The organism is Vreelandella xerophytica, from assembly GCF_968048975.1.
Map to the genome: position 1 here is coordinate 3,176,976 of NZ_OZ309106.1, position 15,006 is coordinate 3,191,981.

General features: G+C 62.0%; 16 protein-coding genes. 4 read left to right on the plus strand and 12 right to left on the minus strand.

Annotation, left to right across the window (positions count from 1 at the left end; translation table 11 throughout):
- The first annotated feature begins 50 nt into the window (after nt 1–50).
- Nucleotides 51–950 (plus strand): acetylglutamate kinase, encoded by a 900-nt coding sequence (gene argB / locus ACWF8S_RS14860; protein WP_447554174.1) that lies wholly within the window; start codon nt 51–53, stop codon nt 948–950.
- Nucleotides 951–968: 18 nt separating this feature from the next.
- A complete protein-coding gene (gene slmA, locus ACWF8S_RS14865) occupies nt 969–1,577 on the plus strand; it encodes a nucleoid occlusion factor SlmA (RefSeq protein ID WP_447554175.1) in 609 nt (202 codons plus the stop codon).
- An 88-nt stretch (nt 1,578–1,665) separates the two neighbouring features.
- Here slmA and rpoH read toward each other — a convergent pair whose 3' ends face one another.
- The 4 genes from rpoH to ftsY form a co-directional block, all read right to left on the minus strand.
- On the minus strand, nt 1,666–2,532 hold the full coding sequence (gene rpoH, locus ACWF8S_RS14870; protein ID WP_447554176.1) for an RNA polymerase sigma factor RpoH: 867 nt from the start codon (nt 2,530–2,532) through the stop codon (nt 1,666–1,668).
- 215 nt (nt 2,533–2,747) lie between these two features.
- Nucleotides 2,748–3,803, minus strand: a complete 1,056-nt coding sequence (gene ftsX, locus ACWF8S_RS14875; protein ID WP_447554177.1) for a permease-like cell division protein FtsX — start codon at nt 3,801–3,803, stop codon at nt 2,748–2,750.
- The gene (gene ftsE, locus ACWF8S_RS14880; protein ID WP_447554178.1) at nt 3,800–4,468 is read right to left on the minus strand and encodes a cell division ATP-binding protein FtsE; all 669 of its coding nucleotides are present in this window, start codon (nt 4,466–4,468) and stop codon (nt 3,800–3,802) included. Before ftsE ends, ftsX begins: the two co-directional genes overlap by 4 nt.
- Nucleotides 4,465–5,928 (minus strand): signal recognition particle-docking protein FtsY, encoded by a 1,464-nt coding sequence (gene ftsY, locus ACWF8S_RS14885; protein ID WP_447554179.1) that lies wholly within the window; start codon nt 5,926–5,928, stop codon nt 4,465–4,467. Before ftsY ends, ftsE begins: the two co-directional genes overlap by 4 nt.
- 89 nt (nt 5,929–6,017) lie before the next feature.
- Between ftsY and rsmD the strand changes: the two genes are divergently transcribed.
- Both rsmD and ACWF8S_RS14895 read left to right on the plus strand, forming a co-directional pair.
- Nucleotides 6,018–6,620: a 16S rRNA (guanine(966)-N(2))-methyltransferase RsmD gene (rsmD, locus tag ACWF8S_RS14890; RefSeq protein ID WP_447554180.1), complete on the plus strand. Its 603-nt coding sequence runs from the start codon at nt 6,018–6,020 to the stop codon at nt 6,618–6,620.
- 92 nt (nt 6,621–6,712) lie between these two features.
- Nucleotides 6,713–6,898 (plus strand): cell division protein ZapB, encoded by a 186-nt coding sequence (locus ACWF8S_RS14895; RefSeq protein WP_447554182.1) that lies wholly within the window; start codon nt 6,713–6,715, stop codon nt 6,896–6,898.
- On the opposite strand, the gene ACWF8S_RS14900 is transcribed toward ACWF8S_RS14895, so the two are convergent.
- From ACWF8S_RS14900 to ACWF8S_RS14935, 8 genes are all read right to left on the minus strand, one after another.
- A complete protein-coding gene (locus ACWF8S_RS14900; protein ID WP_447554183.1) occupies nt 6,895–7,335 on the minus strand; it encodes a GNAT family N-acetyltransferase in 441 nt (146 codons plus the stop codon). The genes ACWF8S_RS14895 and ACWF8S_RS14900 overlap by 4 nt on opposite strands.
- Complete coding sequence (locus ACWF8S_RS14905) at nt 7,332–8,174, minus strand: hypothetical protein (RefSeq protein ID WP_447554184.1); 843 nt, start codon at nt 8,172–8,174, stop codon at nt 7,332–7,334. The genes ACWF8S_RS14900 and ACWF8S_RS14905 overlap by 4 nt, the downstream gene beginning before the upstream one ends.
- Nucleotides 8,171–8,479 carry a BolA family protein gene (locus ACWF8S_RS14910; protein WP_447554185.1) on the minus strand — a complete coding sequence of 103 codons (309 nt, stop codon included), beginning with the start codon at nt 8,477–8,479 and terminating at the stop codon, nt 8,171–8,173. Before ACWF8S_RS14910 ends, ACWF8S_RS14905 begins: the two co-directional genes overlap by 4 nt.
- Before the next feature lie 44 nt (nt 8,480–8,523).
- Nucleotides 8,524–9,921: an MFS transporter gene (locus tag ACWF8S_RS14915; RefSeq protein WP_447554186.1), complete on the minus strand. Its 1,398-nt coding sequence runs from the start codon at nt 9,919–9,921 to the stop codon at nt 8,524–8,526.
- A gap of 90 nt (nt 9,922–10,011) precedes the next feature.
- Nucleotides 10,012–10,398 carry a hypothetical protein gene (locus ACWF8S_RS14920; protein ID WP_447554187.1) on the minus strand — a complete coding sequence of 129 codons (387 nt, stop codon included), beginning with the start codon at nt 10,396–10,398 and terminating at the stop codon, nt 10,012–10,014.
- A gap of 101 nt (nt 10,399–10,499) precedes the next feature.
- Nucleotides 10,500–12,011, minus strand: a complete 1,512-nt coding sequence (gene lysS / locus ACWF8S_RS14925) for a lysine--tRNA ligase (RefSeq protein ID WP_447554188.1) — start codon at nt 12,009–12,011, stop codon at nt 10,500–10,502.
- 34 nt (nt 12,012–12,045) lie between these two features.
- A protein-coding gene (prfB, locus tag ACWF8S_RS14930; RefSeq protein WP_447554190.1) for a peptide chain release factor 2 occupies nt 12,046–13,144 on the minus strand; the annotation gives its coding sequence in 2 pieces (ribosomal slippage) (nt 12,046–13,068 and nt 13,070–13,144; 1,098 coding nt in all).
- Between the two features lie 257 nt (nt 13,145–13,401).
- Nucleotides 13,402–14,757, minus strand: a complete 1,356-nt coding sequence (locus tag ACWF8S_RS14935) for an OmpP1/FadL family transporter (protein WP_447554191.1) — start codon at nt 14,755–14,757, stop codon at nt 13,402–13,404.
- Nucleotides 14,758–15,006 lie beyond the last annotated feature (249 nt).

Consider the following 15,006-nt stretch of genomic DNA (forward strand, 5'->3'; position numbering starts at 1 on the left):
GCCATAAAGGCCAACGTGCCGCTAAAACATAAAAGCCAAGGGATAAAGCAATGAAACCAGATAATCGCGACCCTCAGGTCGTTGTGGAGGTGCTGTCAGAAGCCCTTCCCTATATCCAGCAGTTTTCCGGCAAGACGGTCGTGGTGAAGTACGGGGGTAACGCCATGACCGAAGACACCCTGATCGACTCCTTCGCCCGCGACATCGTGCTGATGAAGGAAGTCGGCATCAACCCGGTGGTGGTTCACGGCGGCGGCCCGCAGATCGGAAGCCTGCTGGAGAAGCTCAATATCGAGTCGCGCTTTGTCAACGGCATGCGCGTTACCGACGCCCAGACCATGGATGTCGTCGAAATGGTACTGGGGGGGCTGGTCAACAAGAGCATCGTCAATCTGATCAATCAAAGCGGTGGCAAGGCAATCGGGCTGACTGGCAAGGATGGTGCCCAGATCCGCGCCCGCCAGCTCAAGGTAGAGCACCAGAGTCCGGAAATGACGGTCCCCGAGATCATCGACATCGGCCACGTGGGCGAGGTGGAGTCGATCTCGACCGACCTGATCGAGATGCTCGCCGCACGGGATTTCATTCCGGTGATCGCGCCGATCGGCGTGGACGGCGAAGGCCATAGCTACAACATCAACGCCGATCTGGTCGCCGGCAAGCTGGCCGAGGCGCTGGGCGCCGAAAAGCTGATGCTCTTGACCAACGTGGCGGGCCTGATGAACGGCGAAGGCCAGGTGCTCACGGGGCTGACCACTATACAGGTGGATGGCCTGATCGCCGACGGCACCATTTATGGCGGAATGCTGCCGAAAATCCGCTGCGCGCTGGAAGCTGTCAAGGGTGGGGTCAACAGCGCCCATATCATTGACGGACGTGTGCCCCACGCCGTGCTTCTGGAGATCTTCACCAATGCCGGTGTCGGCACCCTGATCAGTGATGCAGGTTAGCCGCAAGGGGCAAGCACGATGAGCGATGACAACAAACCTCGCCGCCGCGATCAGATCCTTCAAGCACTCGCCATCATGCTGGAAGAGGATAGCGGCAAGCGGATCACCACCGCGGCGCTGGCCCGCCAGGTAGGCGTCTCGGAAGCCGCGCTCTATCGCCACTTTCCCAGCAAGGCCCGCATGTTCGAAGGGCTCATCGACTATATCGAGGAGAACGTGTTTGCACGCATTACGCGTATTCTCGAGGACATGCCCGACGCCGAGTCTCGCTGTGCGACGATCCTTTCACTTCTTCTGGGTTTTGCGGAGAAAAATCCGGGGCTTGCCCGGGTGCTGGGCGGCGATGTACTGACCGGCGAAACCGCCCGGCTCAGGCAACGGGTCCATCAGCTTTTCGAGCGCCTGGAAACCCAGCTCAAGCAGATCCTTCGCGAAGCGGAGATCACCCAGGGCCTTCGCCCGACGATTCCCGTCTCGGCGGCAGCCAATTTGCTGATCGCTCAGGTCGAGGGGCGAATTTCGCAATACGTAAGAAGCGACTTCAAGCGTTTGCCCACCGAGCACTGGGACGACCAGTGGCCGCTTATCTCTCGCACTCTTTTGAGAGAGATCACCCAGCCCGCCTAGGCCAGCCGCCCCAGGGCGCACAAAAAAGCCCCGGGCTGTCCGGGGCTTTTTGCGTCAACTCGCCTGGCTCTTTCTGACCTGGCTCTCTCTAGGCTGCCAGCGTGTCGCCCATCTTCTGGCGAAGCTTCTTCATGGCGTTCTTTTCAAGCTGGCGAATCCGTTCGGCACTCACGCCGTACACATCGGCCAGATCGTGCAGCGTCGACTTGTTGTCGGTGAGCCAGCGGCGCTGAAGAATATCCCGCGAGCGTTCGTCGAGCTCCTTGAGTGCCAGCTGCAGACGCCGTGTGGAGTCCTCTTCGAAATCGCTGTCCTCGAGCTGGGTGGCCGGGTCCAGCGTGGCATCATCCAGAAACTGTGCCGGCGCCTGGTACGGGCTCTCCTCGTCCTCGCCGGGCGAGGCATCAAAACCCGCGTCAAACGCGGAAAGCCGGCCTTCCATGTCACGCACGATCTCGGGCTTGACGTCCAGATCCTTGGCGATGGCCGCAACTTCATCGTTGTTCAACCAGGCAAGGCGCTTTTTCGCGCTGCGCAGGTTGAAAAAGAGCTTGCGCTGGGCCTTGGTCGTGGCAATCTTGACGATCCGCCAGTTGCGCAGCACGAACTCGTGAATCTCGGCCTTGATCCAGTGAACCGCAAACGACACCAGGCGCACGCCCTGATTGGGGTCGAAACGCTTGACCGCCTTCATCAGGCCGACGTTGCCCTCCTGGATCAGATCCGCCTGGGGCAGGCCGTAACCCGAGTAGCTGCGTGCAATGTGAACCACAAAGCGCAGATGCGACAGCACCAGACGCCGCGCCGCTTCAAGGTCGCCCTCGTCATGCAGGCGAAACGCAAGCTCACGCTCTTCTTCAACAGTGAGTACCGATATACCGTTGACCGCTTGAATGTAACCGCCAAGATCATTACCTGGAGAAAGCTGCCCTACCGGTAGAAGACTAGTGCTCATGCAGATGGTCTCCTTGTCACCTATCTTGATTGACCTGCTATCGTCATCTATCTGGCCGGGTATGACATGGCTCAAGAACGACATAGCGGTGTCAGAGTTGCTGCTAAGACAGTAACGAATGTATAAAGTTCATATAACCCAGGCCAAACCTTGACCGGGCGGCGCACCCGCTGAATCTTTTTTCAACGTGCCGATCGCCTTGACTCGTCAAGCACTCAACGCGGGCGAATGCTGGAAAGATGGCGCGAAACCGCAAGCCATGCCCCCAACCAGCCTAATAGTGTACTGCAAGATAGCAAAATTGTAGAGCCTGTCATGTCCAATTGCGGCAAGGAAAAGCTTGCCCCGTAGCTTGCCGCCAGCGCGGCCACCGGCATGGAAAGCCAGTGATTGCCCAAGGCAAGCAGCAAAAGCGCCAGCAGCCCGCCACCGAAGCCGTACCAGGCACCACTGTACAAAAAAGGCCGGCGCACGAAGGCGTGGGTGGCGCCAATGAGCATCACCACCTCGATCTCGCGACGGCGACTCTCCACCGAGAGCCGAATGGTATTGCCCACCACCAGCAGCACGCCAAAGCCGAACAGAACGCCCAGCGCCAATGCCACTCGCCGACCCAGATCCGCCAGGTGGCGAAGCCGTTCCACCCAGGCAAGATCCACGCGCACCTCGTCCACCCCGGCAAGCGCTTCCAGGCGCCCGGCCAGTTGCTCCATGGCTACCGGTTCAACGCTTTGCGGATGGATGACGATACTGGCGGGCAGCGGGTTGTCGTCAAGGCCCATCAAAGCATCCTCGAGGCCCAGCGAGCGCTGAAACGCGGCCATCCCCTCTTCGGCGCTGATCAGGCGGGTCTGCATCACGCCGTCCTCGGCGCTGACCGCCTCGTCGATACGCTCGGCCTGGGCCGGGTCCACCTCGGTCTGCAGATAGACGGTGAGCGTGGCGCTCTCGTCAAGCTCGGCGTCCAGAAGCCTTGCGCTATCCAGCGTCAGCCAGAGCGCGGCCGGCAGCACCAGGGCGATGGCAATGGCCAGCATGGTGAGCACGTTGCCCAGCGGGTGGCGCACCAGCCGGTAGAGACTGTCGCCCAGCATGGCGCGGTGATGACGCCCCCAGGCGCGCGCTCGGCTGCCAAGGCTTGGTCCTGTGGCGCGCGAGCGGGGCGGGCGCGGCAGGCTTTGCCGGGCCGGGGCGAGTTTGGCGCGCTTGTCCCGGCTGACCGCGCCCTGGCGGCGGGCAGGCGCGCCGGGCGGCGTGGTGGGGCGCTTCATACCGCCCCCTCATCGGCAATCAGGCGGCCGTCGCGCAGACGTAGAATGCGGTGTCTGAGCCTTGCGATCAGCGCCAGGTCGTGGCTTGCAATCATGATCGTGGTGCCGATACGGTTGAAGTCTTCGAAAAGCCCCATGATATCGGCGGACAGGTGCGGGTCCAGATTACCGGTGGGCTCGTCGGCAAGCAGCAGCGCCGGCTTGTTGACCACGGCGCGCGCGATGCCCACTCGCTGCTGCTCGCCGCCGGAAAGCTCCACGGGCAGCGCCTTTTCCCGGTGCAGGAGCCCCACCTTGTCGAGAGCGGCGCGCACCCGGCGCGCCGACTCCCGGGGTTCGAGCCCCTGTATTTCCAGCGGCAGGGCTACATTGCGAAACACGCTGCGATCAAAAAGCAGTTGATGGTCCTGAAACACCACGCCGATCTGGCGCCGGTAAAACGGCACCTGGCTTGCGTGAAGCCTGGCGATATCGTGCCCGGCCACGACCACCCGCCCCCGGCTGGGCTTTTCCAGGCGCATGATCAGGCGCAACAGCGAACTCTTGCCCGCCCCGGAGTGACCGGTCAGAAACACCATTTCACCCTGGCCAACCCGAAAGTTCAGGTGCGCCAGCGCCTCGAAGCGCCCGCCGTAGCGTTTGCCCACGTGCTCAAAGGCAATCATGCGCGGCCGTCGCCCTCGGCCCGGTCAAACAGTGCATTGACGAAATCGTCGGCGTTGAAGGGGCGCAAATCGTCAAGGCCCTCCCCCACGCCGATAAAGCGGATGGGGGTATTGAGCTGCTTGGCCAGGGCAAAGATGATCCCGCCCTTGGCGGTACCGTCGAGCTTGGTGAGGGTGATACCGCTGACCGGCACGGCCTCGTTGAAGGTGCTGGCCTGGGAGATGGCGTTCTGGCCGGTGCCGGCGTCCAGCACCAGCATGACTTCGTGAGGTGCCGTCGTATCGAGCTTCTGCATGACGCGGTGCACCTTTTTAAGCTCCTCCATCAGGTGGCTCTTGTTGTGAAGCCGCCCGGCGGTATCGGCAATCAACACATCCGCCCCGCGGGCCTTGGCCGCCGCTACCGCATCATAGATGACCGAGGCACTGTCGGCGCCGGTGTGCTGGGCGATGACCGGCACACTGTTACGCTCGCCCCACACCTTGAGCTGCTCGACCGCCGCCGCCCGGAAGGTGTCGCCGGCGGCGAGCATGACGCTTTTACCTTCACGCTGAAAGCGCTGGGTGAGCTTGCCGATGGTGGTGGTCTTGCCGACACCGTTCACGCCCACCACCAGGATCACGAAAGGCCCTTCGCTTTGCTTCTGGAAATCCAGCGGCTTGGCCACCGGCTCAAGCATCAGGCCAAGCTCTTCCTGAAGCCCCTTGTAAAGCGCGGCGGGATCAGCCAGTTCTTTACGCGAAACCCGCGCCTGTAGCCGCTCGATAATCTCGGTGGTGGCCTCGATGCCCACGTCCGCCATCAAGAGCTGCGTCTCCAGATCCTCCAGAAGTTCGTCGTCGATCTGCTTTTTCCCGAGAAACAGATCCGCCAGGCCGTCGGTCAGGTTGGCCCGGGTCTTCCCCAGGCCTGACTTGACGCGGGCAAACCACCCCTGCTTCTCCGCCTTCGCCGCCACGGGCTTGTCCTGAGGAGTTGGCCGGGGGGTCGGCTGAACCGGATCGATTTCCGGCTCGGCGGGCGTGGGCGCCACTTCGGGCCGAGTGGGCGTGGGGTCTACCTCGGGCTGAGCAGGGGCAGGCTCGATTTCGGGCTTTGTCGGCGCAGGGTCTGTCTGGGGCTCGGGCTCGATTTCGGGCTTTTCGGGCTCCGGGTCTACCTCAGGCTTTTCGGGCTCCGGATCTACCTCGGGCTTTTCGGGCTCCGGATCTACCTCGGGCTTTTCGGGCTCCGGATCTACCTCGGGCTTTTCGGGCTCCGGATCTACCTCGGGCTTTTCAGGTTCGGGGTCGACCTCGGGTCGCTTGGGCTCGGGTGCTATTTCCGGTGTATCGGGGGCCGGCTGGTCAGGCTCGCCTTCAGGCGCCTCTTTCAGACCGGGGTCGAAAGCGCGCTCCTCCTGGGGCGCCTGATGTTTCTGCGAGTCGTGCTTTTTCTTACGTTTTAAGAAACCGAACATGGGAGTATCCAACAAAAAGGGGGAACATTGTGACCATCCTACCATCGCCAACCAAGACTTTGGATAACCAGCCCGCTACAATCAGCTACATGAAACGACAACGTTCTTCACGCAAAACCACCGCTCAACGCGGCGCGCCCAAAGCGCTTGGCAAGCTACGTATTATCGGCGGTGATTACCGTCGCCGCCAGCTTCCCGTGCTCGACCACCCAGGCCTTCGTCCCACGCCGGACCGCGTCCGCGAGACGCTGTTCAACTGGCTTGGCCCCACGCTTTTTCAAAAGCGCACGCTGGACCTTTTCGCCGGCTCCGGCGCTCTGGGAATCGAGGCGCTCTCCCGCGGGGCGCAAAGTACGACCTTTATCGAACAGGATGCCCGCGTCGCCACGTTGATTGAAGACAACCTGGCCACGCTTGGCGCCCATAACGCCGACGTCATCACCACGGATGCGGCGAGCTTTCTGGCCCGTGACGGCACCCCCTTTGACGTGGTGTTCATCGACCCACCCTTTGAGAAAGGGCTGAGCGGGCCCTGCTGTCAGGCGCTCGAGGCGAACGGCTGGCTGGGTATCGAGGCATTCATCTACCTTGAAACCGAACGCGCGCTAAGCCCGGACGTGCCCGCCAACTGGCAGCTTCATAGAGAAACCAGCGCCGGTGAAAGCATCGCCCGGCTTTACAAGCGCCAGTAGGCTTGCCCAATACCCAGCGCGGCGTTACGCTGCTGTCCCAACGCGTTAATTATCGTGGGCAGGCCCTTCTGCCCCGCTTTTTGGAGGTAGGCATGAGCCTTGAACTGTTTAATCAGCTAGAGCAGAAAGTTACCGATACCGTCGAGGCACTGGAACTCATGAAGCTTGAAAACGAAGAGCTTCGCCGCGAGAACGACCAGTACAAGCAGGAACACGAAGAGTGGGAGCGTCGTCTGCAGGGCGTGCTGTCAAAATTTGACGCGGGCGACAACGCCTAGAGCGTCCAGGACATCAACAGCGCATCCTCTCGCCCGGCCGCGCTTGCGGCCGGGTAGTAGCCACGCCGTCGCCCATCCACGCTGAACCCCGCCTGCACGTAGAGTCCTATCGCCGCCGTATTATGTTCGCGCACCTCCAGCAGCACCCGCTCGCTTTGCCACTCGCGGGCCTTGACGATCACGCCTTGCAACAGCGCTCGCCCCACGCCTTGACCACGATGCTCCTGTAAAACGCCAATGGCCTGGAGTTCCGCTTCAAAGGGCAACCGGGCGAGCAGCGCGTAGCCGATCAGCGCCTGCGCCTCCCAATAGCCCAGCACGACCGCGTCGGCATCCAGGAGTGCCTCTTCAAGAAAGCGCAGGCCCGCACCGCTCTGAGCCCGGGTTTCCAGGGCGGCAAGCGCCGCTCCGTGTGTCGGGGCAAGGGGTTGAATCATGGCATGGCGTTGGTCGAGGCGTCTTGTGTCAAAGCCATCAGCGCAGGCCATAGCGCGCGCTTGGCCGCCGCGCTGCGGACAAGCCCTTGAAGACTCGGCGCCCGCCAGACCGGCAGAGCCAGCGTATGGCTCTGATCCTGGCGCAGATCCAGCACCTGGGTCAGCGCATCGGCGCTCTGGCCTTGAGCGCCGCTTTCGTCAGGCTCATCGCTCCACCAGAGCAGCCGCTCAAGCTGCCAGCCCTGGCGACGGGCCGAGCCTGCAACAAAGGCGGCCACACCCTCCCGAGCCTCTTCAAGCGGGTCTTCCGCGGCGAAAGCATCCGCCACGGGGGGCCAGTTGAAGGTCGTGAAGTGCAAGGAGGGCTCATCGAGAGCGCCTGCGGCGATCAGCATATTGCCAAGCAGGCGCTGCTCAAGCGCGCTGGGTTCACCGGGATGCACGCTTAGCCAGCGTCCGTTGATACACGCACAGGTCAAGGTGAACACCACAGGCTGCGTGCGAGACTCAGGCACGCGCGCAGGCGCTTCAGGCGCGGGTGCTTGCTCGATACGCTCTGGCGGGGCAATATCGCCTAGCAGCGCCCGGGCGGACTTGATCGGGGCGCCGTCAGGTGAACGGCCCACTTCCGGCGTACTGGCAGGCGTCGGCTGTGGCCTGGCGGGTGGGGCGGGCTCTTCCAGCAGTGCATGGAGCTGCTGGCGCGGGGCGACAGCCGCGGCAGGCTCTTCCCACTCGCAGGCCTGGGTCGGCGCGGCATTGGGCAGTTGAAACCGACACGCCCAGGCGGTTATGCCCATGGCGTCCAGGTAGTGACGCCGGGTAACTTCCGGTGTCACTTTCCGCCGCCGCGACAGTTGGGTGAACTCGGCCGCTCGCCGCCGCGCGCCTGCCATTCACCGGGCGTATAAAGGTGTAGCGCCAGGGCGTGGACCGGTCCGGAAAGCTCATCGGCCAGCAGCGCGTAGATCTGCTGGTGGCGCTTGACCGGCATCATCCCCTCGAAGCTCTCGCTGACCAGCGTCACCTTGAAATGGGTTTCGGAATTGGCGGGCACGTTGTGCATATGGCTTTCGTTTTCTACGCGCAGCACGTCAGGCGAAAGCGCCGTTAATTTTTTCTCGATGTGTGTCTGCAACGTCATGATGGGTCTCCTCGGTTCACAAACGCTTTCATTGTACGCCCTTACTAAGGCCCCGACGATGCCCGTCGTTCAACCAGGGCGCGACCGGCCAGCGATACCCGGGAAAGACTCGCCAGCAGAGCCAAAAAGGTGGTGAGCGCGCCGAACCAGAGTGTCAGCTGCACGGCCAGCCCGAGTGCCAGCGCAGCCCCGACCACCGCCACACCAAGCGACTGGCCCACCGTGCGCATGGTGCTCATGACGCCAGAGACATTGGCGCTTCGCTCGGCCGGAAGGCTCGACATCATTTCCCGGTTGTTGGGCGGCTGGAAAAGCCCGAACCCGATACCGCAAAGCGCCGTACGCCACAAGCTGCCTGCCGTCGTCGTGTTCTCATCCACCAGCGCCAGCGCCACCAGGCCCGCCATCAAGAACAAGAGCCCGGTGCTGGATAGCACACTCGGATTGAGTTTATCTGCCAGCCGCCCGGCCAGCGGCCCCACCACCATGATGGCCAGCGGCCAGGGCGTGAACAGCCAGGCGGTTTGAAGCGGTGAAAAACCCATCTGGTCCTGGTAGAAAAACGACAGCGCCACAAAGGTGAGACCCTGGCCGATGAACGCCAGACCCGACGCCGAGACCGCAAGCGTGAAGCGCATCTCGCGAAACACATCAAGCGGCAGCAACGGATAGGCCGCGCGGCGCTGGCGCCGAATGAACCCCGCCCCGGCAGCCAGGCACAGACCGCTCCACACGAGTGTTTGCACGGAGGCGGCATGGCCCACGGCGTCCATGGCGAGAAAAAAGCTCGCCAGCATCACCATGGAGAAAAGCGCGCCGAGAAAATCGAAGCTGCCCTGGCGGGGAACATCGCGAGGCAGCGCCTTGGCTGCAAACCAGATCGAACAAAGACCCAATGGCACGTTCAGTGCGAAAAGCCAGGGCCAGTCGGCAAAGGAGAGAATCACCCCGCTCAGAGTGGGCCCGGCCGCATAGCCCCCGGCGACCACCAGCGCGCTCAGACCCAGGGCGCTGCCCAGAAGTCGCGAGGGAAAAATGGCCCGATAAAGCGAAGGCCCGATGGAAAGTGTGGCCGCCGCCCCCAACCCTTGAAAGGCGCGAAACACTAAAAGCGTTTCCAGGTTACGCGAAAGCGCCGCCCCGAAGGAGGCGACCACAAACGTGGAAAGCCCCAGCAGATAGAGCCGGCGACGGGTAATCAGCTCACTGAGCCCGGCAAAGACCAGCAAGAACGCCGCGCATACCACCTGAAAGATATTGGTGATCCATACCGAGCGGGAAGCCGACGCGCCCAGATCAGCGGCAATGGTAGGCAGCGCCAGATTGATCATGGTGGTATCGACCACCGCCATCAGGGTACCGGCTACCAGCGCCAGCACGGCCAGTGCGCGTTCGGGCCCGGGCAGGCCATCGTCATGGGGGCGGGTTTCAAACAGTCGCATGCGGGTGGATGTTCCTTTTAGGCGCCGCTAAACGGCAAAACCGGCCGAAGCCGGTTTCAATGCGTACAGAAAGACTCCGACGCGGTACGGCTAGTCCTGGTCGCCATCGAGCAACAGGGCGTCATCGACATCGGAAATTTCCAGCGCTGTCTCGTCATCCAGGTCGATGGCTAGATAGCTGTGCTCGACGCGCAGGAACCGCTGAAACAGCGACCAGTCCAGCGGCTCTGGCCACTGGCGCTCGTCCTCTTCCCAGGCGCGTAGCTCGGTTTCGAGAATTGCTGCATAGCGGTCGCGCACGAAGGTTTCGAGCGCTTCCGGGGTATCCATCTCGGGAATCAGGTAAATGGTACTTTCACGTTCGACGTCGTCCAGTGTCAGGTCGTCGTCTCCCATGGTGGGTTCCAGCGCATTGATCCAGTCCACGAAGGGCTGGGTCGGCCTGACGCTCAGAGCGGAGCGGTTAAGCAGTTTCATGGGATTCTCCTCGCCGTCGAAACGTGACCATTATGGGCGCTAAAACGCGCCCTTACCAATTTTTAGTCCACCTCTTTCAATCTAATTTCTGACGCGACTTCTTACTCGACTTCGGGGCGCATCGCCGGGAACAGCAGTACGTCGCGAATCGAGGCGCTGTCGGTAAACAGCATCACCAGCCGGTCGATCCCGATGCCCTCGCCCGCCGTGGGCGGCATGCCGTACTCGAGCGCACGCACATAGTCGGCATCAAAATACATGGCCTCCAGGTCGCCGGCGTCCTTCTCGGCAGCCTGGGCGCGGAAGCGCTCGGCCTGGTCTTCGGCGTCGTTGAGCTCCGAAAAGCCGTTGGCGATTTCCCGCCCGCCGACAAAGAACTCGAAGCGGTCGGTGACGAACGGATTGGCATCGTTGCGCCGCGCCAGCGGGCTGACTTCCGCCGGGTATTCGGTGATGAAGGTGGGCTGGTCGAGCTTGTGCTCGGCCACTTCCTCGAAGATTTCCGTCTGGATCTTGCCCAGTCCCCAGCTCTCCTTGACCTTGATACCCAGCTTTTCGGCGGTCGCACGCGCCGCTTCGAGACTATTCAGGTCCGCATCAGCAATGCCGTCGCCGTGATCCAGAATCGACTGCTTGAGCGTCAGACGCTTGAACGGCTGGCCGAAGTCGTAGCTTGCCCCCTGATACTCGAGGGTCGTGGTACCCAGCACTTCTTCGGCGGCGGTGCGCAGCATCGCCTCGGTCATGTCCATCAGATCATTGTAATCGGCGTATGCCCAATAGAACTCGACCATGGTGAATTCAGGATTGTGCCGCGTGGAAAGCCCTTCGTTACGGAAGTTGCGGTTGATCTCGAAGACCTTCTCGAACCCCCCCACCACCAGGCGCTTGAGATAAAGCTCCGGGGCGATACGCAGGTACATGTCCATGTCCAGCGCGTTATGGTGGGTCACGAACGGGCGCGCCGTGGCCCCACCGGGGATCGGCTGGAGCATGGGCGTTTCCACTTCCATGAAGCCGCGCTTCTCGAAAAAGCGCCGCATGGAGGCGATTACCGCGGCTCGGGTCTCGAAGGCCTTGCGCGACTGCGGGTTCATGATCAGATCCACATAGCGCTGGCGATAGCGCGCTTCCTGGTCGGTCAGGCCGTGGAACTTGTCCGGGAGCGGGCGCAGGCTCTTGGTGAGAAGCTGGGCATCGACCATCATCACGTACAGATCGCCCTTGCCGGATTTATGCACCGGCCCGCGGGCGGCGACGATATCGCCGATGTCCCAGCCCTTGACGTCTTCGAGCACGTCCTCCGGCAGGCCTTTCTTGTCCACGTAGAGCTGGATCTGCCCGGCCACATCCTGAATCACGATGAACGGGCCTCGCTGGCGCATGATCCGGCCCGCGACCGATGCCTGATGATCCAGCGCCTCGAGCTCGGCCTTGTCCTTGTCGCCCAGCTGTTCCTGCAGTTCGACGGTCAGGCTATCGCGGCGAAAATCGTTCGGGAAAGCGCTCTTCCCTTGCTCTGCGGCCAGCTCACGACGCGCGGTGAGCTTGGCGCGGCGCTCGGCGATAAGATGGTTTTCGTTGTCCGGAGAAGACGCGTCTTGATTGGCCATGGGGCACCCTATTGATGTTCGAACGCTAAAAAGATTACAGACCTTGCTTGAGACTGGCGACGATGAACTGGTCCAGATCGCCGTCGAGTACCTTGTCGCAGTTGCTGGACTGCACACCGGTGCGCAGATCCTTGATGCGCTGGTCGTCAAGCACGTAAGAGCGAATCTGGCTGCCCCAGCCGATATCGGCCTTGGAGTCTTCCGCCTCCTGCTTGGCCGCGTTGCGTTTTTGCATCTCGTGCTCCCAGAGCTTCGCCTTCAACTGCTTCATGGCGAAATCCCGGTTGGCATGCTGGCTGCGCTGGTTCTGGCAGGCCACGACGATGCCGGTGGGCTCGTGGGTGATCCGCACCGCCGAGTCGGTAGTGTTGACGTGCTGGCCACCCGCGCCGCTGGAGCGGTAGGTATCCACGCGCAGGTCGGACGGATTCAGTTCGACTTCAAAGCTGTCATCGATTTCCGGGGACAGAAACACCGAGGCAAACGAGGTATGACGGCGTCCGCCGGAATCGAACGGGCTCTTGCGCACCAGACGGTGAACGCCGGTTTCGGTGCGCAGCCAGCCAAAGGCATGGTCGCCCTGAACGTGGAGCGAGGCCGACTTGATGCCCGCCACTTCGCCGGCGGAAATCTCGATGATCTCGGCCTTGAAGCCGTGGCTTTCCGCCCAGCGCAGGTACATGCGCAGCAGGATATTGGCCCAGTCCTGGGCCTCGGTGCCGCCGGAGCCGGACTGGATATCCAGATAGGCGTTGTTTTCGTCCATTTCACCGGCGAACATGCGGCGAAATTCGAGTTTTTCGAGGGCGGCCTGCATGCCGTCGAGCTCGCGCTTCACTTCATCGACCGTACCCTCGTCCTCTTCCATTTCGGCGAGTTCCAGAAGGTCACGGCTGTCCCCCAGGCCCTGGTCCAGCTCGTCGATAGTGGCCACGATCGCCTCGAGAGAGGCGCGCTCCTTGCCCAGCTTCTGGGCGTAGTCCGGGTCGTTCCAGACGTTGGGGTCTTCAAGCTCGCGGGAAACTTCTTCTAGCCGGTCTTTCTTCTCGGCATAGTCAAAGATACCCCCTAAGAACGTCTGTCCGCTCAGACAGGTCCTTGATCTGGTTGTGAATCGGGTTGGTTTCCAACATGGTCGCGCCTTGGTTTGGTCAATATTGCACGGAGCTCAAAAGAAAGGTCGCCGGCAACGGCGATAGAACGCTGCCTGTGAAGCGGCCGTACTTTCGAGCAAGTGCACTTATGGGCATCTAGTGTAACGGAAACCGGGCGGCAGGTGCATCCATCGCCTGACGGGCGCTACGCAAAAACCCGGCCGGGGCCGGGTTTTCAAAGCGCTGTATCTTCAAGTGCGCCTGTCTGTTCGAGCGCCTCTATCCAGGCGTGCTCTCTAGAAGCGGTAGGTCAGCTGGGCGCCGACGCCGTGCGCTTCGTTTTTGTAGTCCGCCGCGTAGGTGGCGCCGCCCACCGGTACATTGCGGGTCGCCGGGCTTGCCAGCAGGTCGTTGCGCTCCTGCTCGACCGAGGTACTGCGTTCGGTCAGGTAGGAGTAGGCGACGTCCAGAGTCAGGTCCGGCGTGGGCGACCAGCCCGCCCCGATGGAGAAAATGCGCCGATCGTCGGAGGGGATTCGCACACTGCGAAACTCGTCGCTGGTCGGGGTGTAGTCAAGCGTCAGGCCCGCGCGAAGCGCAAGCTCGGGGGTCAGCTGGTACTCACCGCCGGTGGCGAATGCCCAGGCGTTGGAGTAGTCCTGGGTTTCCTGGGTGATGGTATCACCGGCACCGCCCAGCACGCGGATCTCGTCGAACTGGCTCCAGCGCACCCAGGAGGTACCGAACATCAGCTTGAGCCGGTCGCTCATCTGCTGGGTGACCGAGAAGTTGACCGTCTCCGGCGTGGTCAGATCAAGCGATGCGTTGCTGTCTGCGCGCACCACGTTGCCCAGCGGATCGGCGGCCACGAAGCTGCCATCCAGGGTGTAATCCACCTTGGAGCGATAGGTCAAGCCAAACGTGGTTTCGGGTACCGGCTGATAGATGATCCCCAGGTTGTAGCCCCAGGCTTCGTCGTCGCCCTCCACACGGGAGTCGACATCGGTGGCGGCGCTGAACGCAGGGCCGGAAGGCAGTTGACGGCGAAGTTCCCCATCGACCTTGTTGTAGGTAGCCCCGACCCCCACCGACCACTGGTCGTTAAAGCGGTAGGAGACCGTCGGCTGCGCCGACATCACGGTGACTTCGGTATAGTCGCCGAAATAGCGCCCCTGGAAGCTGCCCTCGTAGTCGGTCTTGGAGCCAAACGGTGCATAGACGCCGAAACCGAATGCCAGCTGCTCGTTCACCGGATGCGCGTAGAAAGCGAAGGGTACGAGGGTACCGGGTACCATATCGCCTTCGTTGGTGCCTGAAATGCTGCCTACGGGAACCTGCACACCCACAGGCGCTCCCCCCGTGGCCACCCCGGCGTCCAGCGTGCGGCTGGCCTGAACGTTGCGGATCTTGGTCTTGGGGGTCAGGTAGGTACCGCCGGCGGTAAATTGCGCGCGATCCAGAAACGACATGCCCGCCGGGTTACCGAAGACGATCGTGGCATCGTGAACGTTGGAACTGCGTCCGGCGTGACCATAGCCCTGACCACTGACGCTTTGCTCGTTGATCTGATAGCCACCGGCCTGGGCCTGACTTGCCCAGGCAGCCGCTGCCACTGCCGATACCAGCGCCAGCTTTTTAACGTTGTTGTACATAGTGTGCCTCTTTCCCGATGATCCGACGGGGACGTATACCCGTCTGCGTTATTATTGCGCCCCAGGTTTCAGTTTTCGCCCAATGTGGACGCAGGTTCAAGGGGCAAACGGTCGTTTTATTTCGTTTCGAGCCCATCCATTAGTCGTACGAGCGTTTTAAACCGGTGCCTTGACGCATTGCACCAAGCATCACTCGCCCCTTGACCTATGGGTAGCCCACAGGTTTTACACTGAACCCTCAACGCCGAC